This is a genomic window from Cupriavidus pauculus (assembly GCF_022179805.1).
GTDB classification, from domain to species: domain Bacteria; phylum Pseudomonadota; class Gammaproteobacteria; order Burkholderiales; family Burkholderiaceae; genus Cupriavidus; species Cupriavidus pauculus_E.
Window position 1 is genome coordinate 104,140 of sequence record NZ_BPUO01000017.1, and the last position, 24,494, is coordinate 128,633.

22 protein-coding genes and 1 pseudogene are annotated in these 24,494 nt (G+C 67.0%); 9 read left to right on the forward strand and 14 right to left on the reverse strand.

What is annotated here, in order from left to right; genetic code table 11:
- Positions 1–28: 28 nt before the first annotated feature.
- From MFF62_RS26290 to MFF62_RS26320, 7 genes are all read right to left on the reverse strand, one after another.
- Complete coding sequence (locus MFF62_RS26290) at positions 29–883, reverse strand: phosphodiesterase (RefSeq protein ID WP_238266080.1); 855 nt, start codon at positions 881–883, stop codon at positions 29–31.
- Positions 880–1,938 carry an ABC transporter ATP-binding protein gene (locus MFF62_RS26295; protein ID WP_238266081.1) on the reverse strand — a complete coding sequence of 353 codons (1,059 nt, stop codon included), beginning with the start codon at positions 1,936–1,938 and terminating at the stop codon, positions 880–882. The genes MFF62_RS26290 and MFF62_RS26295 overlap by 4 nt, the downstream gene beginning before the upstream one ends.
- A complete protein-coding gene (locus tag MFF62_RS26300; RefSeq protein WP_238266082.1) occupies positions 1,931–2,824 on the reverse strand; it encodes an ABC transporter permease in 894 nt (297 codons plus the stop codon). Before MFF62_RS26300 ends, MFF62_RS26295 begins: the two co-directional genes overlap by 8 nt.
- A gap of 12 nt (positions 2,825–2,836) precedes the next feature.
- Positions 2,837–3,655, reverse strand: a complete 819-nt coding sequence (locus MFF62_RS26305; RefSeq protein ID WP_238266083.1) for an ABC transporter permease — start codon at positions 3,653–3,655, stop codon at positions 2,837–2,839.
- A 22-nt stretch (positions 3,656–3,677) separates the two neighbouring features.
- Positions 3,678–4,700 carry an ABC transporter substrate-binding protein gene (locus tag MFF62_RS26310; RefSeq protein ID WP_238266084.1) on the reverse strand — a complete coding sequence of 341 codons (1,023 nt, stop codon included), beginning with the start codon at positions 4,698–4,700 and terminating at the stop codon, positions 3,678–3,680.
- Between the two features lie 66 nt (positions 4,701–4,766).
- On the reverse strand, positions 4,767–5,855 hold the full coding sequence (locus MFF62_RS26315; RefSeq protein WP_238266085.1) for a substrate-binding domain-containing protein: 1,089 nt from the start codon (positions 5,853–5,855) through the stop codon (positions 4,767–4,769).
- A gap of 214 nt (positions 5,856–6,069) precedes the next feature.
- A complete protein-coding gene (locus MFF62_RS26320; RefSeq protein WP_238266086.1) occupies positions 6,070–6,453 on the reverse strand; it encodes a nuclear transport factor 2 family protein in 384 nt (127 codons plus the stop codon).
- A gap of 196 nt (positions 6,454–6,649) precedes the next feature.
- Between MFF62_RS26320 and MFF62_RS26325 the strand changes: the two genes are divergently transcribed.
- From MFF62_RS26325 to MFF62_RS26335, 3 genes are all read left to right on the forward strand, one after another.
- On the forward strand, positions 6,650–8,242 hold the full coding sequence (locus MFF62_RS26325) for a DUF1800 domain-containing protein (protein ID WP_238266087.1): 1,593 nt from the start codon (positions 6,650–6,652) through the stop codon (positions 8,240–8,242).
- Positions 8,243–8,258: 16 nt separating this feature from the next.
- Positions 8,259–9,551, forward strand: a complete 1,293-nt coding sequence (locus MFF62_RS26330; RefSeq protein WP_238266088.1) for a DUF1501 domain-containing protein — start codon at positions 8,259–8,261, stop codon at positions 9,549–9,551.
- A gap of 156 nt (positions 9,552–9,707) precedes the next feature.
- Entirely contained in the window at positions 9,708–10,502 is a 795-nt protein-coding gene (locus tag MFF62_RS26335; protein ID WP_238266089.1) for an EAL domain-containing protein, read from the forward strand.
- Positions 10,503–10,581: 79 nt separating this feature from the next.
- Here MFF62_RS26335 and MFF62_RS26340 read toward each other — a convergent pair whose 3' ends face one another.
- Positions 10,582–12,996 (reverse strand): penicillin-binding protein 1A, encoded by a 2,415-nt coding sequence (locus tag MFF62_RS26340; protein WP_238266090.1) that lies wholly within the window; start codon positions 12,994–12,996, stop codon positions 10,582–10,584.
- Between the two features lie 319 nt (positions 12,997–13,315).
- Here MFF62_RS26340 and MFF62_RS26345 point away from each other — a divergent pair, with 319 nt between their 5' ends.
- The gene (locus MFF62_RS26345; protein WP_238266091.1) at positions 13,316–14,392 is read left to right on the forward strand and encodes a porin; all 1,077 of its coding nucleotides are present in this window, start codon (positions 13,316–13,318) and stop codon (positions 14,390–14,392) included.
- A 118-nt stretch (positions 14,393–14,510) separates the two neighbouring features.
- Here MFF62_RS26345 and MFF62_RS26350 read toward each other — a convergent pair whose 3' ends face one another.
- The gene (locus MFF62_RS26350) at positions 14,511–14,843 is read right to left on the reverse strand and encodes a hypothetical protein (RefSeq protein ID WP_238266092.1); all 333 of its coding nucleotides are present in this window, start codon (positions 14,841–14,843) and stop codon (positions 14,511–14,513) included.
- A 579-nt stretch (positions 14,844–15,422) separates the two neighbouring features.
- Here MFF62_RS26350 and MFF62_RS26355 point away from each other — a divergent pair.
- Positions 15,423–16,937 (forward strand): annotated as a pseudogene (locus MFF62_RS26355) (catalase).
- Between the two features lie 92 nt (positions 16,938–17,029).
- Positions 17,030–17,179 (forward strand): hypothetical protein, encoded by a 150-nt coding sequence (locus MFF62_RS26360; protein WP_238266093.1) that lies wholly within the window; start codon positions 17,030–17,032, stop codon positions 17,177–17,179.
- Here MFF62_RS26360 and MFF62_RS26365 read toward each other — a convergent pair.
- Both MFF62_RS26365 and MFF62_RS26370 read right to left on the reverse strand, forming a co-directional pair.
- Positions 17,176–17,865 (reverse strand): DUF2459 domain-containing protein, encoded by a 690-nt coding sequence (locus MFF62_RS26365; protein ID WP_238266094.1) that lies wholly within the window; start codon positions 17,863–17,865, stop codon positions 17,176–17,178. The genes MFF62_RS26360 and MFF62_RS26365 overlap by 4 nt on opposite strands.
- Positions 17,865–18,458, reverse strand: coding sequence for a TetR/AcrR family transcriptional regulator (locus tag MFF62_RS26370; protein WP_238266095.1), 594 nt, complete (start codon positions 18,456–18,458; stop codon positions 17,865–17,867). The genes MFF62_RS26365 and MFF62_RS26370 overlap by 1 nt, the downstream gene beginning before the upstream one ends.
- Positions 18,459–18,550: 92 nt before the next feature.
- Here MFF62_RS26370 and MFF62_RS26375 point away from each other — a divergent pair, with 92 nt between their 5' ends.
- Complete coding sequence (locus tag MFF62_RS26375) at positions 18,551–18,982, forward strand: VOC family protein (protein ID WP_238266096.1); 432 nt, start codon at positions 18,551–18,553, stop codon at positions 18,980–18,982.
- Here MFF62_RS26375 and chrA read toward each other — a convergent pair.
- The 3 genes from chrA to MFF62_RS26390 are packed head-to-tail and all read right to left on the reverse strand — an operon-like array spanning position 18,959 to position 22,256.
- Positions 18,959–20,149 carry a chromate efflux transporter gene (gene chrA, locus MFF62_RS26380; RefSeq protein WP_238266097.1) on the reverse strand — a complete coding sequence of 397 codons (1,191 nt, stop codon included), beginning with the start codon at positions 20,147–20,149 and terminating at the stop codon, positions 18,959–18,961. The genes MFF62_RS26375 and chrA overlap by 24 nt on opposite strands.
- Entirely contained in the window at positions 20,146–21,555 is a 1,410-nt protein-coding gene (locus MFF62_RS26385) for an ATP-binding protein (protein ID WP_238266098.1), read from the reverse strand. Before MFF62_RS26385 ends, chrA begins: the two co-directional genes overlap by 4 nt.
- Complete coding sequence (locus tag MFF62_RS26390; protein ID WP_238266099.1) at positions 21,552–22,256, reverse strand: response regulator; 705 nt, start codon at positions 22,254–22,256, stop codon at positions 21,552–21,554. Before MFF62_RS26390 ends, MFF62_RS26385 begins: the two co-directional genes overlap by 4 nt.
- Positions 22,257–22,473: 217 nt before the next feature.
- On the opposite strand from MFF62_RS26390, the gene MFF62_RS26395 reads away from it, so the two are divergent.
- Together MFF62_RS26395 and MFF62_RS26400 are read left to right on the forward strand one after the other, a co-directional pair.
- Complete coding sequence (locus tag MFF62_RS26395) at positions 22,474–24,282, forward strand: glycosyltransferase family 39 protein (RefSeq protein ID WP_238266100.1); 1,809 nt, start codon at positions 22,474–22,476, stop codon at positions 24,280–24,282.
- A 70-nt stretch (positions 24,283–24,352) separates the two neighbouring features.
- The coding region (locus tag MFF62_RS26400) for an NAD-dependent epimerase/dehydratase family protein (RefSeq protein WP_238266102.1) at positions 24,353–24,494 on the forward strand (142 nt) is incomplete at its 3' end.

Genomic DNA, 24,494 nt, shown 5'->3' on the forward strand with positions numbered 1-24,494 from the left:
ACCGGACCCCGAGTCTCAATCGATCACCTCAGTCGATCAGCTTGCCATTGGCGTCAAAGAACGGATGCCGCGCGCCGTAGTCGCCAATCGCTGCCAGATGGGTGACCAGGCCGTGCGACGGGTGCCACCAGTGCAGCAGGTAGCCGGGCGGCTCCATGCGGAAGCACGAGCGCGCCTGCGGATCGAGATCCAGTGCCACCTGGTGCGCGGGTCCCGGCGCCGTCATGGCGATGGTGCCGCCAAAGCGGCGTGTGATCTGCCGGTGCAGGTGGCCGCAGATCACGCGCTCCACGTGGTGGTGCCGGGCGATCACCGCTTCCAGCCCGGCGGCGTTTTCCAGGCCCTGTACGTCCATATGGCCGATGCCGGTGTGGAACGGCGGATGGTGCAGCATGACCAGCGTCGGCCGCGCGGGCTCTGCCGACAGCGTGGCGTCGAGCCAGGCCAGGCCGTCGGGCTCGGCGCGTCCGCCGGGTTTGCCGGGCACGGTGCAGTCGAAGCCAACCAGCCGCAGCGGGCCGGCGTCGATGGCGTAGTGCACCGGCGCCTCGGCGTCGCCATGGGCAAACAGGTAGTCGTGATCGGGAAACACCGTGCGCAATGTGCTGCGGCGGTCGTGGTTGCCGGGCAGCAGCTTCACGGGCATCGGCAGGCGTTGCAGGATATCGCGCAGGAAGCGGTATTCGTGTTCGTCGCCAAAGTCGACCAGGTCGCCGGTAACCACCACGATATCGGGCAGTTGAGGGGCGGCCAGCAGCGTGTCGATGGCGGCGTGCAGCGCGCCGGCGGTGTCCACCATGCGGTACGACAGTTTGCCGCCGGCCTTGATATGCAGGTCGGTAAGTTGCGCCACCAGGTACGGTGCGGAGGATGCTGGGGTCATGCGGCTTCTGCGAGCGTGATCAGGTGATTGGTATCGATGCGCAGCCCCACGCGCGTGCCGGGGCCCCACGCGTCGCGGCGCGCCGTGTCGACGATCAGCGGCGCGGTGGCGCCCACGTCCACCAGCAGGCGCGTGTGGTTGCCCAGGAACAGCGCCGTGACCACCGTGCCTTCGACATGCGCGTCATCGGCATGCACCAGCGCGACGTCTTCGGGACGGAACATCAGGCGCACGGTGGGTGTTACCGGCGCATCGTCGGGTGGGCCCATCGGCACCGTGCCGCCGGGCACGCGCCAGCGCCCGGCCTCGGCCGTGGCGGGCAGGTGATTCATGGTGCCAATGAAGTCGGCCACGAACGCATTGGCCGGGGCGCGGTAGATGTCCTGCGGCGTGCCGGATTGCGCGATGCGGCCGCGATCCATCACGATGATGCGGTCGCCCAGTGCCATCGCCTCGGCCTGGTCGTGCGTGACATAGACGGCGGTGATATGCAGGCTGCGCAGCAGCTGGTTGATGTCGGCGCGCAGCGCATCGCGCAGCTTGGCGTCGAGCGCGGTCAGCGGTTCGTCCAGCAGCAGCACGCGCGGCTGCACGGCGATGGCGCGGGCCAGGGCCACGCGCTGGCGCTGTCCGCCGGACAACTGGTCGACGCGGCGATCCGCAAACGCCTCCAGGTGCATCATGCCCAGCATCTCGTCCACGCGGCGCTTGCGCGCGGCGGCATCCACGCGCCGCACGCGCAGCCCGTAGGCGATGTTCTCGGCCACGGTCATGTTCGGGAACAGCGCGTAGTTCTGGAACACCATGCCCACGCCGCGCTGCTCGATCGGCTGGGCGGTCACGCGCGTATCGCCAAAATAAACTTCGCCGCCGGCATCGGGCTGCTCCAGCCCGGCAATGATGCGCAGCGTGGTGGTCTTGCCGCAGCCCGACGGGCCCAGCAGCACCACGGTCTCGGCGGCGCCGATATCGAGGTCCAGCGGTTGCAGCGCCAGCGTGCCGTCGGCAAACGTCTTGGCGCACTGGCGCAGGCGGATGGGAGTGGGCTCATGCATGGCGGCGCTCGGCAACAGTGGGTGACAGGGTGCCCTGGGGCAGGGCGGCGGGCTCGTCATGCGCGGCCTCGGCCACGGGCGCGTGGCGCCGTGCGCGTGCGCCCAGTGCGCTGACGGCCTGCATGAAGACCAGCATCGGAATGATCATCACGAAGAAAACGATGGTGTAGGCCGACCCGATTTCGAGCCGCATCGACGCATAGCTGTCGGCCAGGCCCACGGGCAGCGTCTGCGTGGTGGGCGTGTGCAGCATCCAGGTCAGGTTGAATTCGCCCACCGACAGCGTGACCACCATCAGCGCGCCGGCCAGGATGCCCTGGCGGCAGTTCGGCAGCACCACGGTGAAGAAGCGCGTCATACGGCGGGCGCCCAGGCTGGCGGCGGCGTCTTCAAGTGTGCGGATGTCGATGGCGGACAGGATGGCCAGCACTGAGCGCACCATGAACGGCAGCGTGAACAGCACGTGGCCGATCAGGATGAACAGCCAGCTTGTGCGCAGGCCCTGCCAACTGCCGTAGAGCAGGATCAGGCCCAGCGCCGTGGCCAGTCCGGGCACTGCCACGGGCAGCATCAGCAGTTCTTCGATCAGACGCGTCATGCGGTTGCGGCGCAGCGCCATGTAATAGGCAGCCGGCACGCCGATCACGAGCGTGCAGGCCAGGCAGGCCAGGGCGATGCCCAGCGACAGGAAGATGGTGTTGCGATAGAGCGACCAGACTTCCACGAGCCAGCGCGTGGTCAGTCCGCTGGACAGGCCCACGAAGATGTTGTTGGTCAGTCCGGCCAGCACCGACAGCACCACGGGCACGGTCATGAATGCGCAGACCAGCAGCGTCAGCGCGAGTTGCAGCCAGTAGCCGGCGCGGCGGGGTTGGGATGGGCGCATTGGGGGCAATCCTCAGGCCGTGGCGGCGACCGCGTCGCCGGAGTACCAGCGCGCCAGCGCCAGCAGGGCCCACGTGACCACGCCGAGCAGGATCGACAGCGCGGCGGCCATGCCAAAGTTGGCGTAGTTGGTGAACTCGTTGTAGATCGTCAGCGGCAGCACATCGAGCTGCGTGGCCAGCGTGAAGGCCGTGCCGAACGCGCCCATGCTGGTGGCAAAGCAGATGGCGCCGCTGGACAGCATGGCCGGCATCAGCGCGGGCAGCATCACGTCGCGCACCACGCGCCACGGGCTGGCGCCCAGGGACCGTGCTGCTTCTTCCAGCGAGGGGTCGAGCTTTTCCACGGCGGCCATCACGGTCAGGATCACGCGCGGAATCGAGAAATAGAGATAGCCGACGAACAGGCCGGCCAGCCCGTAGGCAAAGGTCCAGCGCTCGCCAGCCAGCACATCGCCGATGCTGGCCAGCAGGCCGTTGCGGCCACCGAGCATGATGACCATGAAGCCGATCACCACGCCCGGAAAGGCCAGCGGAAACGTCAGCATGGCCACCAGCACCGGTTTGCCCGGCACGCGATGGCGCTGCAGGAACGTGCCCGAAATGCCGGCGATCACCAGCGTGGCCAGCGTTACCAGCGCGGAGAGCACCACCGTCACCATCAGGCTGTGCAGGTAGCGCGCGCTGGTCAGCACGGTCCAGTAGACCCCCGGGCCGTCCCTGCCGGTCAGGCTGACCTCGATCAGCCGTGCCATCGGCAGGCAGAAGAAGGCCAGGAACACGACCAGCGCGGGTAGCGCGAACAGGAACAGGGTGGGGGATCGTTGGGTCATCGTGCGGGGCCGGCCGGGTGGCTTAGCGGACTTCCTTCAGGTACTGGTCGCTGAACGCCTTCTGCACCTGGGCCATCTTGCCGAAGTCAACCGGCTTGGCGCGTGCGTAGTCGGCGGCGGGCAGGAAGCGCGACTGCACCTCGGCCGGCATCGGCACGTTACGTACCGGGCGCAGGTAGGCGTTGGCCCACAGCGCCTGGCCCTGGTCGGACAGCACGAAATCGAGCACCTTGCGGCCGTCGGCGGCGTGCGGGGCGTTGTTGACCAGGCTCATCACGTACGGCACCACCAGCGAGCCTTCCTTCGGAATCACGAACGCCACGTTGGCGCGGTCCTTGTACTTGGCGCGGTAGGCGTTGAAGTCGTAGTCGAGCAGGATGGGAATCTCGCCGGACAGCACGCGCGCGTAGGCGGTCTGCTTGGGCACGATCGGCTGGTTCTTCTGCAGGTCGCGGAAGTACTTGAAGGCCGGGCCGAAGTTGTCCAGCGTGCCGCCCAGCGCCTGGTTCACGGCCACTGCGCCCACGTAGCCAACGAATGCGCTGGCCGGATCAAGGTAGCCCACCAGGCCCTTGTATTCGGGCTTGAGCAGGTCGGCCCACGACTGCGGCACCGGCTTGCCGCGCAGTGCATCCACGTTGACCATGAAGCCGAGCGTGCCCGAGTGGATGGCAAACCAGTTGCCCTGCGGGTCCTTCAGGCCATCGGGAATATCGTTCCAGTGAGCGGGCTTGTACCCCTGCGTCACGCCATCGGCCTTCGCCTGGATGCCGAAGGTCACGCCCAGGTAGGTCACGTCGGCCACCGGGGCGGCTTTTTCAGCTACCAACTGCGCCAGCGACTGGCCCGAGTTCTTGTTGTCGAACGGCACGGTGACGCCGGTCTTTTCCTTGATCGCGCGAATCTGCGCGGCCCAGTCGGCCCATTCGGGCGGGCAGTTGTAGCAGATCGCGGTTTGCGCGGCAGCGCCCTGGCTGACAGCGGCAAAGGCGGCGGTGATGGCCAGCCAGCGCAGCGGACGGCGCCAGAAGGATTGCGTCGACATGTAAGGCTCCCTGGTTGAGGTCGGTCGGTGAAGCGGGTCGGTAAATCGGTTGGTGACTGCGTTGGATCAGCCTGCGGTGGCGGGGGCGCCTACGGTGCCCTCGATGCGCAGCGCGTGCGGCAACAGCGTGGCGTTGCCATCCGCGCCGGCCGATCCTTCGGCCAGGCGCTGCAGCAACTGGGCAATCGCTTGCGTGCCGATATCGGCATTGGGTTGCACCACGGTGGCCAGCGGCGGCTCGACGAGCGCGCCCAGCGCGATGCCGTCGTAGCCCAGCACCGAGACGTCGCGCGGCACGCGCAGGCCCAGCCGCTTGAGGTCCGAGATCACGCCGATGGCAAGCAGGTCGTTGGTGCAGAAGAACGCGGTGGGCGCATCGGCTCCGGCCATCAGCGCGCTGATCTGTGCCGCGTTGCTGGCGGTATGTGATGGCAGGTTGACCGGATCGAGCACCGGCAGGCCGTGGGCGCGCATGGCGTCGGCATAGCCGGCAAAGCGCTGGCGCGCGCGGTCCGATGCGGTGAAGGCACCCGAGATCACGACGATGCGCCGGTGTCCGGCGCCAATCAGCGCGTTGACGCCCTCGCGGGCGCTGGTGTGGTTGTCCACCGAGACCGAATGCCGGCCCTGTCGCGCGCTGTCGGGCGATACCTGGTTGTAGGCCAGCACATAGGGCACCGATTCGCGGTCGAGCTGGTCGAGCACAGTGCTGTCGCAGGCGTCGGCCACGGTCAGCACCATGCCGTCGACGCGGTGGCGCAACAGGTATTCGATGCGCTCGCGTTCGCGCGACGGATCGTAGTTGCTGGTGACCAGCATCAGGGAGTAGCCTGCGGCCATGGCGGACTCTTCGATGCCGCGCCAGCATTCGGCGAACACCGCGTTGTCCAGCGTGGGCAGCATCACGCCCAGGATGCGTGTGCGCTGGGCGCGCAGCTTGGCACCCAGCAGGTTGGGGCGGAACGACAGCCGCTGCGCCGCTTCGTGCACGCGCTGGGCCGTGGCCTCGCGTACCAGTTGCGGATGGCTGAACACTCGCGACGCCGTGGCCAGCGATACCTTGGCGGCCAGCGCCACGTCGGCAAGCGTCACGCCCTGGCCGGGTTCGGCGCTAGCCAGGCGGGGCGCCAGGGCGGCGCGGCGGGGTGGTGCCATGCATTCCTCTCCGGTCGGGCGCTGCAGATGAAAACGTTTTCATTGAAGCGCCGAAAAATCAGGCGTCAAGGAATATCTACGTTGCACCGCCGCAAAACGGCATGCACGCTCCCGCGCCTGTCATGGCTGCGCATTGTCACGACGCTGCGTGACACGACGATGACAGGCGGGGAGGACGGCGGGAGGGCCGCTTTATTTCGGAGTTACTTCGGAGTTACTTCGGGGCCTTGGGGGCCGCGCTGAACGTCTTGTTGGCGATCTTCCAGACGCCGTCGATCTGCAGCAGGTTCATGTAGTCGGTGAACACCACTTCCGGGTAATCGAGCACGATCTTGGCCGTGGCGGCATTGCCCACCACGTCGAAGCTGGCGATATGGCGGCGGCGCTGCGCTTCGTCCGGCTGCGGCTGGCCCTGGAAGCGCTTCGAGAATTCGTCCACCGTCAGCGAGTGCAGGGCGCCGTCGCGGAACGAAATGATGCGGGCATCGGCATGGAACGCCTGGAAGATGAATTCCGCGCGGCCGGTGCGATGGGCTTCCAGGTATTGCTGGAGCGGTTCGAGGGCGGGAATGGCTTGCTGGGCGGTGTTCGCGGTCATGGGTTGTCTCCGGAATCCTGTTGGATGGGCAATCATTGTATCCGTAAATTGTATGCAAAAAAGACCGGGAATGTGGGAGGTGCAAGTCCTCGGGAAAGTTTTCGTAACAGGATCGGCGGCGCGCCGGTCAACCAAGTGGCGCGTCGGACGTCAAACCGGCATTCCGGCATGCAATGCAAGGGAGGAGACGGCGCTCATGGCAGACCAACGGTTCGACATACGGCGGTGGCGGGCGGGTTCGCGGTGGCTGCTGGCCCTGTTGGCCGGGGTGACGTTGCTGGCTGCGTGCGCGTCGACGCGCCCCGATGGTGCGCCGCCGCAAGGCGCGCTGTCGGCCACCGACCTGCGCTGGCTCAACACGGTCAGCTTTGGCGCCGACCAGGCCAGCGTGCAGCGGCTGCAGACCATCGGACGGCAGCGCTACCTGGACGAGCAGCTGAAAATGCCGCTGGCCGATCCGCCGCAACTGGCCGAAGCCATCGCCGCATTGCCGGTGAGCCAGGGCGACGCGCTGCAGCGTACGCAGGCGCTGCGAACCGAGCGGCAGCGTATCCAGGCGCTGACCGACGACACCGCGAAGCAGCAGGCCCGCGAGGCGCTGAACCGGCAGGGCCGCGAACTGGTCGTCGACACCACGCGCCGCCACCTGATGCGCGCGCTGTATTCGCCCGCGCAGTTGCGCGAGCAGATGACGTGGTTTTGGCTGAACCACTTCAGCGTCTATGCGGGCAAGGGCCAGGTGCGCTACGCGCTGGCCGATTTCGAGGAACGGGTGATCCGCCCCCACGCGCTGGGCAAGTTCCGCGATTTGCTGATGGCCACGGTCACGGCGCCGGCCATGCTGGAGTATCTGGACAACGCCCAGAGCGCCGCGAATCGCCTCAATGAAAACTACGCGCGCGAGCTGATGGAGCTGCATACGCTTGGCGTGGCGGGCGGCCCGAGCGGGTCGCAATACACGCAGCAGGACGTGCAGGAACTGGCGCGCGTGCTGACCGGGCTCGGCATCAACGTGCGCGGCGAGCCGCCACGGCTGGGGCCCGCCCGCGCCGGGTTGTACCGCAGCGACGGCCTGTTCGAATTCAATCCGAATCGCCACGACTTCGGCGCCAAGACGCTGCTGGGCCATACCATCGCGCCGGCCGGGTTTGCCGAGGTGGAGCAGGCGGTGTCGATCCTGGCCCGCGATCCGGCCACCGCGCGCTTTGTCTCGTCCAGGCTTGCCACGTACTTCGTCTCCGATAACCCGCCGCCGCAACTGGTGGCGCAGATGGCAGCCACTTTCACTCGGACTGATGGCGACATCGGCGCGGTCCTGCGCACGCTGTTCCTGTCGCCATGGTTCGACCGGTCGGTGGCGGACGGCGCGCGCAAGTTCAAGGACCCGATGGTCTTCGTGGTGTCGTCGATGCGGTTGGCCTATGACGGGCGCCCGGTATCCAACCTGCGTCCCATGATCAACTGGCTGAACCAGCTTGGCGAGCCGCTGTACGGCCACGTGGCGCCCGACGGCTATCCGCTGACGGAGACGGCGTGGGCCAGTTCCGGTCAACTGGTCAGGCGCTTCGAGATCGCGCGTGCCATCGGTAGCGGGCCGGCCGGGCTGTTCTCGGACGAAGGCGGGCAGCCGGCGGCGCAGCGCGGTTTTCCGATGCCGAACAACCGCATGTTCTACGACACCATCGAGGGCACATTGGGCACGGCCACGCGCCAGGCGCTGGCGCAGGCCGCTTCGCAGCAGGAATGGAATTCGGTGCTGCTGAGTTCGCCCGAATGGATGCAACGGTAAAACGCTGGAGGCCATGATGAATCGACGACACTGGATGCGGATGATGGGCGGCGCCGGCCTGGCCGCGACGCTGCCGGCCATGACCTCGCGCGTGTTCGCGCTGCCGGCGCAGGCCGACGCGCGCTTCCTGCTGGTATTCCTGCGCGGCGGCTACGATGCCGCCAACGTGCTGGTGCCGGCCGGCAACGATTTCTACCGTGCGTCGCGCCCGAACATCGCCATCCGCCCGCCCGTGGCGCCGGGAGGCGCCCCGGACCCGGCCGCGTCGCTGGCGCTGTCGGTCGATGGCTGGGCGCTGCATCCGGCGTTGGGTACGACGATGCTGCCGATGTGGCAGCGTCAGCAACTGGCGTTCGTGCCGTTCGCGGGCACCGCCGATATGTCGCGCAGCCACTTCGAGACGCAGGACGGTATCGAGGCCGGGCAGGGCGGCGACGGCCATGATGCCGGCGTGCCGAAGGGCAGCGGATTCCTGAACCGGCTCACGCAGGCCATGGGCGGGCAGGCCGCACCGGTGGCATTCACCGATGGGCTGCCGATGGTGCTGGCCGGGGCGGCCAACGTGCCCAATGTCTCGCTCAAGGGCAACGGCCGCACGCCGTTCGATGCGCGCCAGACGCAGGTGCTGGCGCAGATGTACAAGGGCACGCGTTTCGAGTCACTGATTGCCGAGGGTTTCGACCTGCGCCAGACCGTGGCGGAGCAGGCCGAGGCCATGCGGCGCCATGAAGCGGCGATGCGCGCCGACGGTGGCGACACCATGTCGGGCCGCATGCAGGAGATGCAGGCCGCCAACCGGCGGGCGCTGACGGCGCGCGGATTCGAGCAGGAGGCGCGCCGCATGGCCGGCCTGATGCGCGAGAAATTCAACGTCGGCTTTATCGACGTGGGCGGCTGGGATACGCACGTCAACCAGGGCGGCGCGCAGGGGCAACTGGCCAACCTGCTGGACAACCTCGGGCGCGGCATCGCCGGGTTTGCCGAGGAAATGGGGCCGGCGTGGTCCAGCACCACGGTCGTGGCGATTTCCGAATTCGGCCGCACGTTCCGCGAAAACGGCACGCGTGGCACCGATCATGGGCATGGCACCGTCTACTGGGTGGCCGGTGGCAACGTGCGGGGCGGCCGCATCGTCGGCGAGCAGGTAGCCATCGGCCCGTCGACGCTGAACCAGAATCGCGACTACCCGGTACTGAACGATTACCGCGCGGTGCTGGGCGGATTGTTCCGCCGGCTCTATGGGCTCGACGACGATCGGCTGGCCCGGGTTTTCCCGGGTAGCCGGGCCCGGGATATAGGCCTGGTGTAGGTTTCACGCAAGGCGCGGGGGCGCTACCCTACCGAAGCAGTACGCGCTATTACTCAAGTCAGGTGGAAGCTTGCCGATACTTCAAGCTGTGGGAGTGGCATCTGCCCATTGCATGATTCGTACAAGAACGATTCCTAGCCAGTTTGAGTGCAAGCCTTGTCGCGACCCCTGACGCCATCCATTGCTGATTGCCTCGAACAACATCTGCTGCGGCCGGTTTTCCAGCCGATCGGCTCGCTCGTCACGGGCGATGTGTTTGGATACGAGGCACTGATCCGCGGCCCGGCGGGAACGCCGCTGGAAAGCCCCGTGGCGTTGTTCGCCGAGGCGGCCCGTGTCGGCAAGCACATCGCGCTGGAGCGGCTGGCCGCGCGCATCTCGATCCGGGCGTTCATGGATTTCAACCTGCCCGGCAAACTGTTCCTGAACTACAGCGCCGATTCGATGCGCGACATCGAAGACACGCGCGATGACGTGCGCGTCTTCCTGAACACCGTGGGGTTGCCGTCGGAACGCATCGTGCTGGAACTGACCGAGCAGGCCCCGCTGGGGTCGCTGGAAACACTGGCCAAGGCCGTCTTCTCGATCCGCAGCCGCGGTGCCCAGTTCGCCCTGGACGACTACGGCACCGGCCATGCCAGCCTGGGACAGTGGATCGCGCTCAAGCCGGACTACGTCAAGATTGCACGCGTCATCATCGACGGCGTGGCAACGTCCCCATTCCAGCGTGAGGCGCTGCAGGCGCTGTGCAAGCTCGCCCGCACTGCCGGCGGCACACGGCTGATCGCCGAAGGCATTGAACATGAAGATGATCTGATCGTCTGCCGCGACCTGGGCATCGATCTGGCGCAGGGCTATCTGCTGGCCCGGCCATCGCCGGAACCGCCGCTGACGTTGTCCGATGCATCGCTGCGGGCGCTGCATCGGGGGCGGTTGAGGCTGGCGAAGTAGGTCAAATCTCCCCACGCGGTTTTGCTCCCCTCTCCCGCATGCGGGAGAGGGGAGCAAACACACGGGGACTCAATACCGCTCAGAGCGCCGCAGCCGCCGACGCCCCGGCCGGCGCGCTCGCCGGCTGTGCCGGCATCACCGTCGCGTCGCTCGACGCTTCCGGCTCATGCACCCCCGATGGCAACGCCTCGACGACCTCGCCCGGGTCCAGTGCCATACCGTTTTCGGCCGGAGCGGCCGGTGTCGATGCAGGCGGCATTGCGTCGGCGTCGGTGGCCGGTAATACCGGACGGCGTGGCGCCGGACGCGGTGTCGGCACCGTTTCATCCTTCTGGTTCGACGCAAACAGCTTCTGGTACCAACCGCGCACGGTGTCGGTCAGGCCGGAATACCACGTGCGCTGGTCCACTTCGGCAAAGCGGGCGCGCGGATCGACGATGCGGGCTCGCAGGGCGCGCTGGTAGAAGTCGCCGACGATGGGCAACGCGCTGTGGGCGCCCTGGCCCCAGTAGTCGCTGCGCAGCGTCACGCGGCTGTCGTTGAAGCCCACCCAGGCGCCGGCCACCAGTTGCGGATGCATCAGGATGAACCAGCCATCGGCGTTGTCCTGGGTGGTGCCGGTCTTGCCGGCCACGTCGGCGCGGATGCCGTAGCGGGTGCGGATGGCCGTGCCCGTGCCGCGGTCCACCACATCGCGCATCACGTCGAGCAGCGTCTCGTTGGCCGTGGCGGACATGGCGCGCTCGGGCGAGGCGGGCCGGAAGCGGGCCAGTTCGTTGCCGTCGCGGTCGGTGATGTGAGTGACCATCGACGGGGCCATGTACAGGCCGCCGTTGGCGATGGTGCCGTACGCGGCGACCATTTCCCTGAGCGTCACGGGGCTCGTGCCCAGCGCCAGCGAAGGCACTTCCTCCAGCTTGCTGTCGCGCACGCCCATGGCGCGCGCCAGCCGCGCCACGCGGTCGGCGCCCACCGACTGCACCAGTTGCGCGGTGATGGTGTTCTTGGAATAGACCAGGCCGTCGCGCAGGCTCATGGCGCGGCCGGTGGATGCCGACTCGTCGGTGGGCCGCCAGACTTCGCCGCCGGCCAGCTTCATCTCCACGGGCTGGTCGACGAACGTTTCGTCCGGGCTCTGGCCTCGCGCGAACGCGGCGCCGTAGACAAAGGGCTTGAACGTCGAGCCGGGCTGGCGGCGTGCCTGGGCCACATGGTCGAACGCGTCCACGCTGAAGTCGCGGCTGCCCACCCACGCGCGGATTTCGCCGGTGGCCGGGTCCAGCGCCATGAAACCGGCCTGGACGCGCGTCTTGGTCAGGCGCAGGTTCTGCATGAACGCGTTGTCGTGCATCAGGTGGTTCAGCGCGTCGGCGTCCGGCTGGCCGGCGGCCACGGCGGCGCGGTACTCGGGCGTTTCACGCACGAACTGCTGCACCAGCGCGCGGCTCTCGGCCCAGCCGGCGCGCGGCGCCCAGGCGGCGTTGGCAATCGACTGGAGCTGGTTGCCCTGGCGCACCAATGCCTGGTTGGCCATGGCCTGCAGACGGGCATCGATGGTCGTGTGGATGACCAGGCCGTCGGTATAGAGGTTGTAGTCGTTGCTGTCCGCCCACGAGATCAGCCACTTGCGCAATTGCTGGGCAAAGTGGGCGGCAGGGCCCGGTTCCTCGATCTGGCGTTCGAAGTCGATGCGCAGCGGCTTCTTCTTCAGCACCTCGTAGCGCGCTGCGTCCAGCTTGCCGCGCTTGACCATCTGGGCCAGCACGATGTTGCGGCGTTCCAGCGCGCGCTGGGGGTTCAGCACGGGGTTGTAGTAGCTGTTGCCCTTGAGCATGCCGATCAGCGTGGCGGCTTCCAGCACGTCGAGTTGCCGCGCCGACTTGTCGAAGTACGTGCGCGCGGCCATCTCGATGCCGAACGCGTTGTACAGGAACGGCACCGTGTTCAGGTAGGTCTCGAGGATCTCGTCCTTGGAATAGAGCGCCTCGATCTTCAGCGCGGTGATGGCTTCCTTGAGCTTGCGCGTCATGGTCGGCGCGCGGCCGATTTCGTCGGGGTAGCGGTTGCGCGCCAGCTGCTGCGTGATCGTGGAGCCACCCTGGCGGTCGCCCGAGAACGTGCGCAGCGCGGCCCCGGCGGTGCGGCGCCAGTCCAGCCCGAAGTGCTGGTAGAAGCGGTGATCCTCGGTGGCGATCAGCGCATTGACGACGTTGGGCGAGATATCCGACAGCTTGACCCAGTCGCGGTTGGCCCAGCGGTAGACGGCCAGTTCCTTGCCATCGGCGGACAGTACCTGCGCCGGCTGCTCGGACTTGGCCTTGCGGATATCGCTGATGCCGGGCGTGAACGGCACCAGCAGCAATGCGTAGAGCAGGAACAGCGCCGGAAGCGCGGCCAGGGCCAGCAGGACATTGCGACGGCTGGGGCGGCGCAGGTGCTGCCTGAGCTGGGCCAGCCGGGGGGCGAGGTAAGTCTTGTAGGAATCCAGGCGCATTGACGCAACGGTTGGCAGGTCCGGTGCGCACCGTCACGAACCTGTCAAAAGCCGTTCACAGAAAAGTGTGCATCCTACCAAAAGGCGGGTCGGGAAAACCCGCATTCTTTGACCCCTTACGCCAAAAATCCCGCCGAAGTGGGGTACCGCTCTTCGTTGCAGAGGCGCAACAGACACATGGGTTTCATATTAGGTTGAAACAATTCGGTTGCCCCCACAGGTCATCGTTTCGGAAAACGGAAGTACGAGTCTCGTACCCACGGCCTGAGACGAGGACGGGGAAGCATCTCAATGTCTTAACAAATACGAGAAACTCACAGTGAAGAAAGCACTATTTGCTCTGGCGGCAGCGGGTACCTGCGCTATCTCCGGCGTGGCGTCGGCACAATCGTCCACCTCCGTGACGCTGTACGGTATCGCCGATGCCGGCATCGAATTCGCCAACCACTCCGGCACGGCCACGGCCAACGGCAGCAAGGCGATGGTGAGCTCGGGCAACATGTCCGGTTCGCGTTGGGGCCTGCGTGGCGCCGAAGACCTCGGCAACGGCCTGAAGGCGATCTTCACGCTGGAATCGGGCTTCGACATCGACACCGGCGCGTCGGGCCAGGGCAGCCGCCTGTTCGGCCGCCAGGCTTTCGTGGGCCTGCAAGGCTCGTTCGGCGCCGTGACCCTGGGCCGTCAGCAGAACGCGCTGTACGACCTGTTCGGTGCCTACGACCCGATGGCTGTTGGCCCGAAGTACTCGCTGAACTCGGTTGACTCGGCCTTCAACGGTCGCGCCGACAACGCCGTCAAGTACACCGGCAAGTTCGGTGGCCTGACCGCTACCGCCTTCTACAGCACGGGCCGTGATTCGACCGTGGCCAACAGCACCGAAGTGCCGGGCAACTACAAGGTTGGCCGCAACTTCGGCGCCGGCCTGGCCTACTCGGCAGGCGCGTTCTCGGTGGGCACCGCCTACGACCAGTACCAGGGCAACACGGTTGCCACCGACGACCGCGCCGTCAAGCGCCTGGCCTTCGGTGGTTCGTACGACCTGGGCGTGGCCAAGGTGTTCGCCGGCTACCGCTGGATGCGTGACGACGGCACGTCGAGCGCAACGGCTGCTTCGTCGCGCAACAACGTCTACTGGGTGGGCGGTCTGTACCGCGTGACGCCGGCCCTGTCGCTGACGGGCGCCGCGTACTACCAGGACACGAACGACAGCAAGAACGATCCGTGGATGTTCGTCCTGTCGGCCGACTACGCGTTCTCGAAGCGCACCGACGCCTACCTGAACATCGGCTACACGAAGAACAAGGGCACCTCGGCCCTGTCGATGAGCAGCTCGGCACCGGTCGTTCCGGGCGCCAACCAGACCGGCGCGGTCGTGGGTATCCGTCACCGCTTCTAAGCGGGGAGACACCGGCAGACGGGGCCTTTCCCCCCGCCCCTGCCGGATAACAAAAACGCCCCTCACCCGGCTTGGGCGGTGGAGGGGCGTTCTGCTTTTCTACTTTCTGCTTGCGGATTCAGGTGGTGGCACCGGACGCACCGGGCGCCTGCCTGGCGGCCTGGGCGTCGACCGTGCGCAGGCGTTCCAGTGCGCGGGTCAGCAATGCACCTTCCTCGGTATCGGCCGTGGTGCGCAGCGTCTGCACCGCGTGGTGCAGCCGTTCCCGTTCGGGTGCCGCAAGGGTGTCCGTGTCCTCCAGGGCTTCGATTTCCTTGTCCACGCGCTTGCAGAGCTTGCGCACGAATTCGGGATCGAGCTGCCCCTGGCTGGCGCCATGGGCGATGTGATAGATCAGGCTGGCGAGGCCCTCCGGGGTCGTCACTGTCGGTACGCTTTGATCACGTTTCATCTTGGCTCCGCGTCGGATTGGCGAGGTTGCGTAGGGGGGGCGGCTTCGGTCGATTCATTCTAGTGAGCGATCGAGGCGGTCAGAAGTTGCCTTTGTCTTTGAGTTCAGACATTTGTGCCGCCGGGGTCGCACCGCTTTCTTATTTCCGAAATATTTCATCGCCAGAATGTCATCTCGTCGGACCTGCTGAACAAGTGGGGAACGCATACGCAACCGGAGGGGTTGCCGCAGGCCGACAGGACATCGTTCCGGCATGTTTTTATGGTCGCCCGCAGAGGCGCCAGTCAAGGCACGGTGGCTTTGCAGTCAAAACGCGGGGATCCGAGCCGTCTTGATGACGGCTCGTTTGTTTTCTGGGCCTGCCTGAGATCTGTTCGACATTGCATCGGACGTGGCGCAATCCGGCGTCTTTCGCTAACGTGATTGATGCGGTACATGGCGCCGATCAACAAAAGCAAATGGTGCCGCGTGGGCATGGCCCATAACATGCGCGGGCGCCCCCTCACACGTCGCCTCCCCGGCGACCTGAGGAGATCCCCCAAAATGGCAGTACGTCGTTTTTCCCCTCGCTTTTCCCCCATGCGACTGGCCGTGTTCGGCATGGTCGTATCGCTGGCCCTGCCGGTAGCTGCCCAGACGATGACGCGCGACAACGGCGCGCCGGTTGGCGATAACCAGAACTCGCAGACCGCCGGACCCAACGGTCCCACCCTGCTGCAGGACGTCCACCTGATCGAAAAGCTGCAGCGCTTTTACCGCGAGCGCATTCCCGAGCGGGTCGTCCACGCACGCGGCACCGCGGCGCAAGGCGAATTCGTCTCGGCCGGCAATTTTTCCGATCTGACCACGGCCAGTTTCCTGTCGTCGCCCGGCAAGATCACGCCGGTCACCGTGCGCTTTTCCACGGTGATTCACGGTCGCGGATCGCCTGAAACCGTGCGCGACCCGCGCGGCTTCGCTACCAAGTTCTATACCGACCAGGGCAACTGAGATCTGGTCGGCAACCACACCCCGATCTTCTTCATCCGCGATGCCATCAAGTTTCCGGACATGGTGCATTCGCTGAAGCCGTCGCCGGTCACCAACATTCAGGACCCGAACCGCTTCTTCGACTTCTTCAGCCATGTGCCCGAGAGCACCCACATGCTCACGCAGTTGTTCTCGGACCTGGGCATTCCCGCGTCGTACCGCAAGATGCCGGGCCATGGCGTGCACGCGTTCAAGCTGGTCAACGCGGCGGGCAACGTGGCGTACGCGAAGTTCCAGTGGCGTCCGCACCAGGGCGAGGCCTACCTGACCCGCGCCGAGGCCGAGAAGATCCAGGGCATGAACTTCAACAACCTGACCGCCGATCTCTACATGGCGATCGACGAGGGCAAGTACCCGAAGTGGGACCTGTACGTGCAGTTGATGAAGCCCGAGGACCTGGGCAAGACGAAGTACGATCCGCTCGACGCCACCAAGGTCTGGCCCGGTATTCCGGCCCAGAAGCTGGGCACGATGGTGCTGAACAAGGTGCCGGACAACTACTTCGAGTACACCGAGCAGTCGGCCTTCGCGCCGTCTAACCTGGTGCCGGGTATCGAGCCGTCCGAAGATCGCATGCTGCAGGGCCGTCTGTTCTCGTACTACGACGCGCAAACGTACCGCCTGGGCGCCAACAAGCAGAAGCTGCCGGTGAACAAGCCGCGCGTGGAGGTGAAGAACTACCAGATCGATGGCTACGGCGATGCCGACGGTACGAAGGGTGATGTGAACTACCAGCCGTCGCGCAAGGCCGGGGCCTATTCGGACAATCCGCACTACAAGTACGCCCGTACGCCGCTCACCGGCACCACGCAGAACCAGGCGATTGCACGCACCGACAACTTCACGCAGGCTGGTGAGTACTATCGTGCGCTTTCGGCAACCGGCAAGACGAACCTGATCGGCAACCTGGGCGCTGAACTGGCCATGGTCAAGAACGCCGAGATCAAGAACGTGATGCTGAGCCACTTCTACAAGGCCGATGCCGACTACGGCAAGCGCCTGGTGGCAGAAGCGAAGGGTGACCTTGCCGATGTCCAGCGCCGTGCGGCAATGCTGAAGGACTGACGCCGCTGTAGGAGGACGGCGGACGCCCGCAACGTGTGCGCCTGCCTATACTGGCCTTGTCGCGCGCATGCGCACTTGGTGGGGAGCCAGCCATGTCCAGATTCGCCGTCCTCCTGCTGTTACCGATGGTGCTTGCCGGCTGCGTGTCGTTCAGCAGCAGCGACCCCAATCCGCCGCAACGCACCACCGTGGTCACGCCGCCCCCCGGCAGCACCACGGTCTGCAGCCCCGGACCCTGCTAGGGCCTGCCAGGGGCGTGCGCTGCCGGGCTCTGCTCGGCAGCGATTTCCCGAACCTGCCGCATGACGCCTTCGGCGAAGAGTACCGGCCCCTGCACGGGGATGCCGGCTTCGCGCAATGCTTCGGCCGTCCACGTGTTGCAGGTGTAGAAGCCGTTGTAGCGTGCCGTGGCACCGAAGTAGAGGCCGCCAGGGTAGGGGCCGTCGCCAAGACTGACCGGGACGCCCGCGTCATTGGTCTGGACCGCCCGGTTCAGGAAGGCGCGCAGACGTGCGATGCCCGGCCCATCCACTTCCAGTTCCACTGCATTGGCCGCGCCGAATGCTGCCCCCGGCGTATCGCGCAAGATCGTCAGCAGAATGGCGCCTTCGCCCGGCAGCAGGGCCGACATCAGCGTGAGCGGACCCCGTTCGCGGCTGACCAGGTAGTGACGGTCGCCAAATCCGAAACAAAGATGCGTGGACCCGTCATAGCCTACGGTCAGGCGCAGCAGTTGCGGGTCGGCATCGGCTGTGCGCACGCAGACGTCGGTATGCCAGTCGCGTTCCACCACGGTGATGGCGGTGGCCGGCGCTGTTGCGTCGACGGGCGCCGCGCCGGGCGTCGTGCTGCAGCCCGACAGGGTAATCGCCAGCGTGGCCGTGGCCAGCGCGAGGCGCAGGTGTCTGGAGGTTGATCTGGCCATCATCAGGCCGCCGCCACCGCGCGTTCGATCAGGCTGACCATTGCCGCGCGAAACTGTTCCAGATCGCCGCCTGCCTCGATTTCGAGCGCTGCGCGGTCGAATGCCGCCGATAGCAGCGCGGCCAGCGCATCGACGGGCGTGCGGGGTGGCAGGCCATGGCCAACCGCCGCCTGCAGCCCTTCGCGCAGCGTGCGGCCGGCGTGTTCGGCGTCGAGCGCGAACATGGCGGAGGTGCCCAGCACTGCGGGGCCATCGATCAGAAGCAACTGCGTGCGTCCCGGCACGGTCATCGCGCGCAGGTAGGCCAGGCTGCCTGCGACCAGGGCGTCGCGTACCGGCAAGGTTTGCGGGGCGGCGGTTTCGATTTCGTCCGCCACGGCCCGTGCCTCGTTTTCGAGGATGGCGCGGAACAGGTCCTGCTTGTCGGCGAAATGGTGGTACAGCGCGCCGCGCGTGATGCCGGCAGCCGCCACGATCTCGGGCGTCGATGTCGCCGCATAGCCCTTGCGAACCAGCAACTCCCGCGCAGCCGCCAGCAACGCGCCTCGCGTGGCCGCCGTCCGTTCCTGGTTCGAGCGCGTTTTTTTATCTTCCATACATGCAGCCTGTATGTTATAAATTCTGGAAAGATGCAGGCTGTATGTTACGTCACGGCCGGCCCGGAAGCCACTCGCAAAAGGAGATATCGATGAAAACCACCAGCTACTACCCGGTGATCATGACCCGCGACGTTGCGGGCACCGCGGCGTTCTATGCCGAGCACTTCGGATTTCGCCCGCTGTTCACGGCCGACTGGTACGTGCACCTGCAGTCCGCGCACGATGCCGCCGTGAACCTGGCCATTCTCGACGCCGACCATGACACGATTCCGCAGCCCGCACGTGGCCAGACGGTGGCCGGCCTGCTGCTGAACTTCGAGGTGGAGGATGTCGATGCCGTGCATGCCCGGCTGGCGGAGGCCGGCTTGCCGATCCTGCTCTCGCTGCGCGACGAGGCGTTCGGCCAGCGGCACTTCATCACGGCCGACCCCAACGGGGTCATGCTGGACATCATCACGCCGATTGCCCCGTCCGAGGCCTTCGCGGCGCAGTACCTGTCACCCGATAGCAGCAGCCTGTAGACCCCAGCCCGCCAGCGCGCAGGCCACCACCACGGCCCAAGGCGGCACCCGCCACACGGCCAGCGCGATCAGGGCCAGCAGCGCCAGCGGAAAGTCGGCCGGTGTCAGCACGGCGCTGATCCAGACCGGGTTGTAGAGCGCGGCCAGCAGCAGGCCCACCACGGCGGCGTTCACGCCGGCCAGCGCCGCACGCGTGGCGCCATGGCGGCGTACCCTTTCCCAGAAGGGCAGCGCGCCAAAGACCAGCAGGAACGATGGCGCGAAGATGGCCACGACGCAGAGCGCGCCGCCGGCCCAGCCGTTGGGCGCCAGCGTGCCCGCTGCACCCAGGAACGCAGCAAACGTGAACAGCGGACCTGGCACGGCCTGCGCCGCGCCGTAGCCGGCCAGGAACGTGTCGTTGTCCACCCAGCCCGGCGGCACCACGGCGGCCTGCAGCAGCGGCAGTACCACGTGCCCGCCGCCGAAGACCAGCGCGCCGGCCCGGTAGAACGCATCGAACAGCGCCAGCGCATGGCTCGACGATGCGCGCGCGGCCAGCGGCAGCACTACCAGCAACGCCGCGAATGCGACCAGGCACGGCAACGCGACGCCACGGCTCACCGGCACCGGCAACGGTTCATGCGGCACGGCATCGGCCGAGCGGAACAGCCGCGCGCCGATCAGGCCCGCCACGATCATCACGCCCAGTTGGCATACCGGAGACGGCACGATGCTGACTGCCACGGCCGCCAGCGTCATCAGCGTGATGCGTGGCGCGTCGGGGCACAGCGAGCGGGCCATGCCCCAGACGGCCTGCGCCACCACGGCCACGGCGGCCACCTTCAGGCTATGCAGCGCGCCGGCCGGTATGACATTGCCGTAGTGCGACAGGCCCAGCGCAAACAGCACCAGCGCCACGGCCGACGGCAGCGTGAATCCCACCCAGGCGGCCAGCGCACCGGCATAACCGGCGCGCGACAGCCCGACCACCATGCCCACCTGGCTGCTGGCCGGGCCGGGCAGGAACTGGCACAGCGCGACGATATCGGCATAGGCGTGTTCGCTGAGCCAGCGGCGCCGCGTGACAAACGCCTCGCGGAAGTAGCCAAGATGCGCGACCGGCCCGCCGAAGGACGTCAGGCCCAGGCGCAGGAACACCACAAGGACTTCCCAGGCTGCACTCATGCGGTCGCCGCTCCGTCATTACCCGCGCCGGCCGCGCCTGGCACCGCGGACGCACGGATCGTCGCCACCAGCCCCGTGCCTTCCAGCGCGGGCCGGTTGGCCAGTTCGATGACCAGCCCATGCAGTTCGGCAATGCGCCGGGCGATGGAGATACCCAGCCCGGTGCCTTGCTCGGCCTGGCCGTTGCCCCGGAAGAAGCGGCTGCCCAGCCGTGCGAGCTGGTCCGGCGCCACGCCCGGGCCACGGTCGACCACCACGATGCGGTCGGGCTTAAACGCCAGCGTCACCGTGGACCCGGCGGGACTGTAGCGCAGGGCGTTGTCCATCAGGTTGCGCAGCATGGTGCCAATCAACGTGGGGTCGCCGCATACATCGATCGACGGCTCGCCGGCGCGTGGCCACACGATTTCCATGTCGACGTGGCGGCGTTCCGACAGCAGCAGGCAATCGGACAGCACCTGCTGCGAGACATCGCGCCAGTCCACCGGCTCGTGCGAGGGCGGGGCGTTGGTGTCCTCGAGCCGGCTCATGGTCAGCAACTGCGACACCAGGTGGCCCATGCGGTCGATGCCGGCTTCCACGTTGACGGCGGCCTGGGCACGCTCGGTTTCGTCGGACGAGCGGCGCGCCACGTCCCACTGCGCTTTCAACGCGGCCAGCGGGGTACGCATCTCGTGCGCGGCGTCGGCGGTCAGGCGGCGCTCGTGTTCGATCAATGCCGATACCCGGTCAAGCAGCCGGTTCATGGCGCGCACCAGCGGCGCCAGTTCGGACGGCGCGCCGTGCAGCGACAGCGGCGTGGGATCGCCGGGCGCGCGGGCGGCAATTTGATGCGACAGCGCCAGCAGCGGACGCAGCATGCGGCGGATGCCCCAGACCAGCAGCGTCGTCAGCAGCGGCAGGCCCAGCACCCACGGCAGCACCTGCGCCTGCAGGTACGTCCACACCAGTTCGTCGCGCTCGGCCACGAGCTGGCCCACGCAGACGCGCCAGCCGGCCACGGGATCGTCCAGGTAATAGAGACGCCAGGGCAGGCCGTCGATTTCCTGGTCGGCAAAGCCGCGAATGTTCGGCAGGCGGGGCAGGCGGTCGCCGTCGGGATCGATATGGAACGGCTGGCCGGAGGCGTGCCACACGGCAATGGCCAGGTCGCCCAGCCCGGCGGCGCCCAGGTCGCCCAGGTCCGTGTCGCCGGGCACCGGGCCGTTGCCCTGCGGCGGCGCCACCGCGCCGGTGTTCATGAGCGGCAGCACGGCCTGCATCTGCTGCGCCATGCGCACCATGGCCGTGTCATAGAGTTCGTTGATCTCCATGCGCGCGTTGAGGAAGATCAGCGCGCTGGTCAGCACCCAGGCAAACGCCACGGATGCCAGCACCACCAGGATCAGCCGTCGCTGCAGTGTCATGCACTGTCCCCGGTGCCTTCGGACGGTGGCGTCTCCAGCGCATCGAGCGTGCCCAGCGAGTAGCCCGCACCGCGCAGCGTGCGCACGATGCCCGGGTGGATCTTGCGGCGCAGGTGATGGATGTGCACTTCGAGCGTATTGCTCTCGGCGCCTTTTTCCCATTCGTACAGCTTGTCGCGCAGGAATTCACGCGTAAGCACGCGGTTGGGATGGCTCAGCAGCAGTTCCAGCAGCATCGACTCGCGGCTGGTCAGGTCCACCGTCTTGCCTTGCCAGATCGCCAGGCGCGCGGCCGGCTGGTATTCGAGCGGACCATGGCGCCAGATCGGCTCGGGCATGCCGGCCGACCGGCGCGTGACGGCGCGCAGTCGCGCTGCCAGTTCGTCCAGGTCCACGGGTTTGATCAGGTAGTCGTCGGCGCCGGCATCCAGGCCGCCGATGCGGGCATCCACCGCGTCGCGCGCGGTGAGTACCACCACCGGCGTCTGGCGCCCCTGGTTGCGCCAGCGCGCCAGCAGCGACACGCCGTCGTCGTCGGGCAGGCCCAGGTCCAGCAGCACCACGTCATAGTGCATCGCCCCGATGGCATGGTCGGCATCGGCGCCGGTACGGAACCAGTCGACCGCGTGACCCATCAGCTTCAGGCCGCGCTGCAGGCCATCGCCCAGCATCGGGTCGTCTTCAACGATAAGGATTCTCATGAACGTACGGCTTGAAAACGGCAGGGGTGGATGTCGTGAAACGCAGCGTATGGCGCACATTGGGCGGCCAAAGCGTAGCACCGCGCGGTGCCGCATGCACGGTTAATCTGAGATTAAGGCACTTCTCCTAACCTGCGCGCTCGATTCACCAAAATCAACGCGCGTGCCGGACCGGAATGGCACAACGCAACTCCACGCGACGCCTTCACCGATCCGTATGCAGCAGCCTTCCCACCAGCAACGCATTACGCCCGATGCGGCTGACCACGCGTACCCGCTACCGTTGCCCGGGTCGTTGCCGGCCCGCTCCTGGCGCTGGTCCGCCGCCGCCGGATGGGTGGCGTTGTTCGTGGCCGTGGCGCTACTGGCGTGGTTTGGCACGCTGGGCGTGCGCCACCTGGTGGGGCCCGACGAAGGCCGCTACGCCGAAATCTCGCGCGAGATGCTGGCGAGTGGCGATTGGGTCACCATTCGCTACAACGCGCTTAAGTACTTCGAGAAGCCGCCTTTCCATATGTGGGCCACGGCCACGGCGTACGCGCTGTTCGGCGTGGGCGAATGGCAGGCCCGGCTGACCGTGGCGCTGGCCGGGCTGCTGGGCATCGGTATGTCGATGCTGGCTACGTGGCGCTGGTTCGGCCGCCGTGCCGCCGCGTTCGCGGGGCTGGCGCTGCTGGCGGCGCCCATGTGGAGCGTGGCCGCGCATTTCAATACGCTCGACATGACGCTGGCGGGGGTCATGTCCTGCATCCTGGGCTGCATGATGGTGGCCCAGCACCCCGAGACATCGCCGGGCCGCCGGCGCGCCTGGATGGTGGCCTGCTGGGCCGCGATGGGCGTGGCCGTGCTGACCAAGGGCCTGGTCGGCATTGCGCTGCCGGGCCTGGTGCTGGTGGTGTACACGCTGCTTACGCGTGACTGGCGGCTGTGGCGACGCCTGCACCCGCTGCTCGGCGTGGTGACGATGCTGGCGATTGCCGTGCCGTGGTTCTGGCTGGTGTCCGAGCGCAATCCCGAATTCCTGCGCTTCTTCTTCATCCACGAACACTGGCAGCGCTATACGTCGAACGTGCATTCGCGCGGCGGCCCGATCTTCTATTTCGTGCCGCTGGTGCTGGCCGGGTTCCTGCCGTGGGCGGGGCTGTTTCCCCGCCTGTGGTCGGCCATCCGCGTGGCCGCGCCTCATGCCGACGCCCAGGCCGACGATCATGCTGACGCCCAGGCCGGCGTGCCGTTCCGGCCGGCGCTGATGGCGGGGGTGTGGGCCATCGCCATCTTCGCGTTCTTCAGCCTGTCGCACTCGAAGCTGCCGGGTTATATCGTGCCGGTGTTTCCGGCGCTCGGCATCCTGGCCGGCGTGGCGCTCGACCGCATCGATGCGCGCACATGGAACCGCCAGTTGCTGGGCGTGGCGATCGTCGCCGCGTGCGGATTGCTGGCCAGTCCGGTGGTGGCCGTGCTCAATGCCAACCACACGCCCAACGCGTTCTACCGCGACTACGCCATCTGGGTGGCGGCGGCCTTCATCGTGATGCTGCTGGCCATCGGCGCGGCGCGCCTGCTGTTGCGCCGCGGCGTGCTGGCCAGCGTGGCCGTGTATGCGCTGGGCATGTACCTGGGGTTTACCGTGGCGCTGATCGGCCACGAAACGATTGGCGGGCCGGCATCGGGCGCCGACCTGGCCCCGGCCATCCACCAGCGGCTGACGCCGGGCATGAAGCTCTATGGCGTCAACATGCTCGATCACACGCTGCCGTTCTACCTGCGCCACCCGCTGTCGATGGTGGGCGAGGCCGATGAACTGAGCTTCGGCGTGTCGGTGGAGCCAGAGCGCTGGCTGCCCGACGTGGCTGCGTTCGAGAAGGTCTGGAAGCAGGGCGGGCCCGCGATGGCCGTGATGACGCCGAAGACCTACCTGGAACTGTCGCCCCATATGCCGCTCTACGTGGTGGCCAGCGACTGGCGCCGCGTGGTGGTGAGCAACGTCGCGCCGCGGTCGTCCACTATGTCGTTGCAGTCGCGCTAGACCGATTTCGATTACCAGTCCGGGCCGCCCCCGTGCGGCCCGCTATTTCGTTTAGGAAACCTACTGATTCATGCAGCACAAGCGAGTCCTGATTCTTGGCGTCAACGGCTTCATCGGCCATCACCTGACGCGCCGCATCCTGGAAACCACGCAGTGGGAGGTCTACGGCATGGATATGTCGTCAGACCGCCTGGGCGACCTGGTGAACCATC

Excerpts from the sequence above, each read along its gene's own strand:
- MFF62_RS26290 (WP_238266080.1), bottom strand. The coding sequence starts at position 883 with ATGACCCCAGCATCCTCCGCACCGTACCTGGTGGCGCAACTTACCGAC.
- MFF62_RS26295 (WP_238266081.1), bottom strand. The coding sequence starts at position 1,938 with ATGCATGAGCCCACTCCCATCCGCCTGCGCCAGTGCGCCAAGACGTTT.
- MFF62_RS26300 (WP_238266082.1), bottom strand. The coding sequence starts at position 2,824 with ATGCGCCCATCCCAACCCCGCCGCGCCGGCTACTGGCTGCAACTCGCG.
- MFF62_RS26305 (WP_238266083.1), bottom strand. The coding sequence starts at position 3,655 with ATGACCCAACGATCCCCCACCCTGTTCCTGTTCGCGCTACCCGCGCTG.
- MFF62_RS26310 (WP_238266084.1), bottom strand. The coding sequence starts at position 4,700 with ATGTCGACGCAATCCTTCTGGCGCCGTCCGCTGCGCTGGCTGGCCATC.
- MFF62_RS26315 (WP_238266085.1), bottom strand. The coding sequence starts at position 5,855 with ATGGCACCACCCCGCCGCGCCGCCCTGGCGCCCCGCCTGGCTAGCGCC.
- MFF62_RS26320 (WP_238266086.1), bottom strand. The coding sequence starts at position 6,453 with ATGACCGCGAACACCGCCCAGCAAGCCATTCCCGCCCTCGAACCGCTC.
- MFF62_RS26325 (WP_238266087.1), top strand. The coding sequence starts at position 6,650 with ATGGCAGACCAACGGTTCGACATACGGCGGTGGCGGGCGGGTTCGCGG.
- MFF62_RS26330 (WP_238266088.1), top strand. The coding sequence starts at position 8,259 with ATGAATCGACGACACTGGATGCGGATGATGGGCGGCGCCGGCCTGGCC.
- MFF62_RS26340 (WP_238266090.1), bottom strand. The coding sequence starts at position 12,996 with ATGCGCCTGGATTCCTACAAGACTTACCTCGCCCCCCGGCTGGCCCAG.
- MFF62_RS26350 (WP_238266092.1), bottom strand. The coding sequence starts at position 14,843 with ATGAAACGTGATCAAAGCGTACCGACAGTGACGACCCCGGAGGGCCTC.
- MFF62_RS26360 (WP_238266093.1), top strand. The coding sequence starts at position 17,030 with ATGTCCAGATTCGCCGTCCTCCTGCTGTTACCGATGGTGCTTGCCGGC.
- MFF62_RS26365 (WP_238266094.1), bottom strand. The coding sequence starts at position 17,865 with ATGATGGCCAGATCAACCTCCAGACACCTGCGCCTCGCGCTGGCCACG.
- MFF62_RS26370 (WP_238266095.1), bottom strand. The coding sequence starts at position 18,458 with ATGGAAGATAAAAAAACGCGCTCGAACCAGGAACGGACGGCGGCCACG.
- MFF62_RS26375 (WP_238266096.1), top strand. The coding sequence starts at position 18,551 with ATGAAAACCACCAGCTACTACCCGGTGATCATGACCCGCGACGTTGCG.
- chrA (WP_238266097.1), bottom strand. The coding sequence starts at position 20,149 with ATGAGTGCAGCCTGGGAAGTCCTTGTGGTGTTCCTGCGCCTGGGCCTG.
- MFF62_RS26385 (WP_238266098.1), bottom strand. The coding sequence starts at position 21,555 with ATGACACTGCAGCGACGGCTGATCCTGGTGGTGCTGGCATCCGTGGCG.
- MFF62_RS26390 (WP_238266099.1), bottom strand. The coding sequence starts at position 22,256 with ATGAGAATCCTTATCGTTGAAGACGACCCGATGCTGGGCGATGGCCTG.
- MFF62_RS26395 (WP_238266100.1), top strand. The coding sequence starts at position 22,474 with ATGCAGCAGCCTTCCCACCAGCAACGCATTACGCCCGATGCGGCTGAC.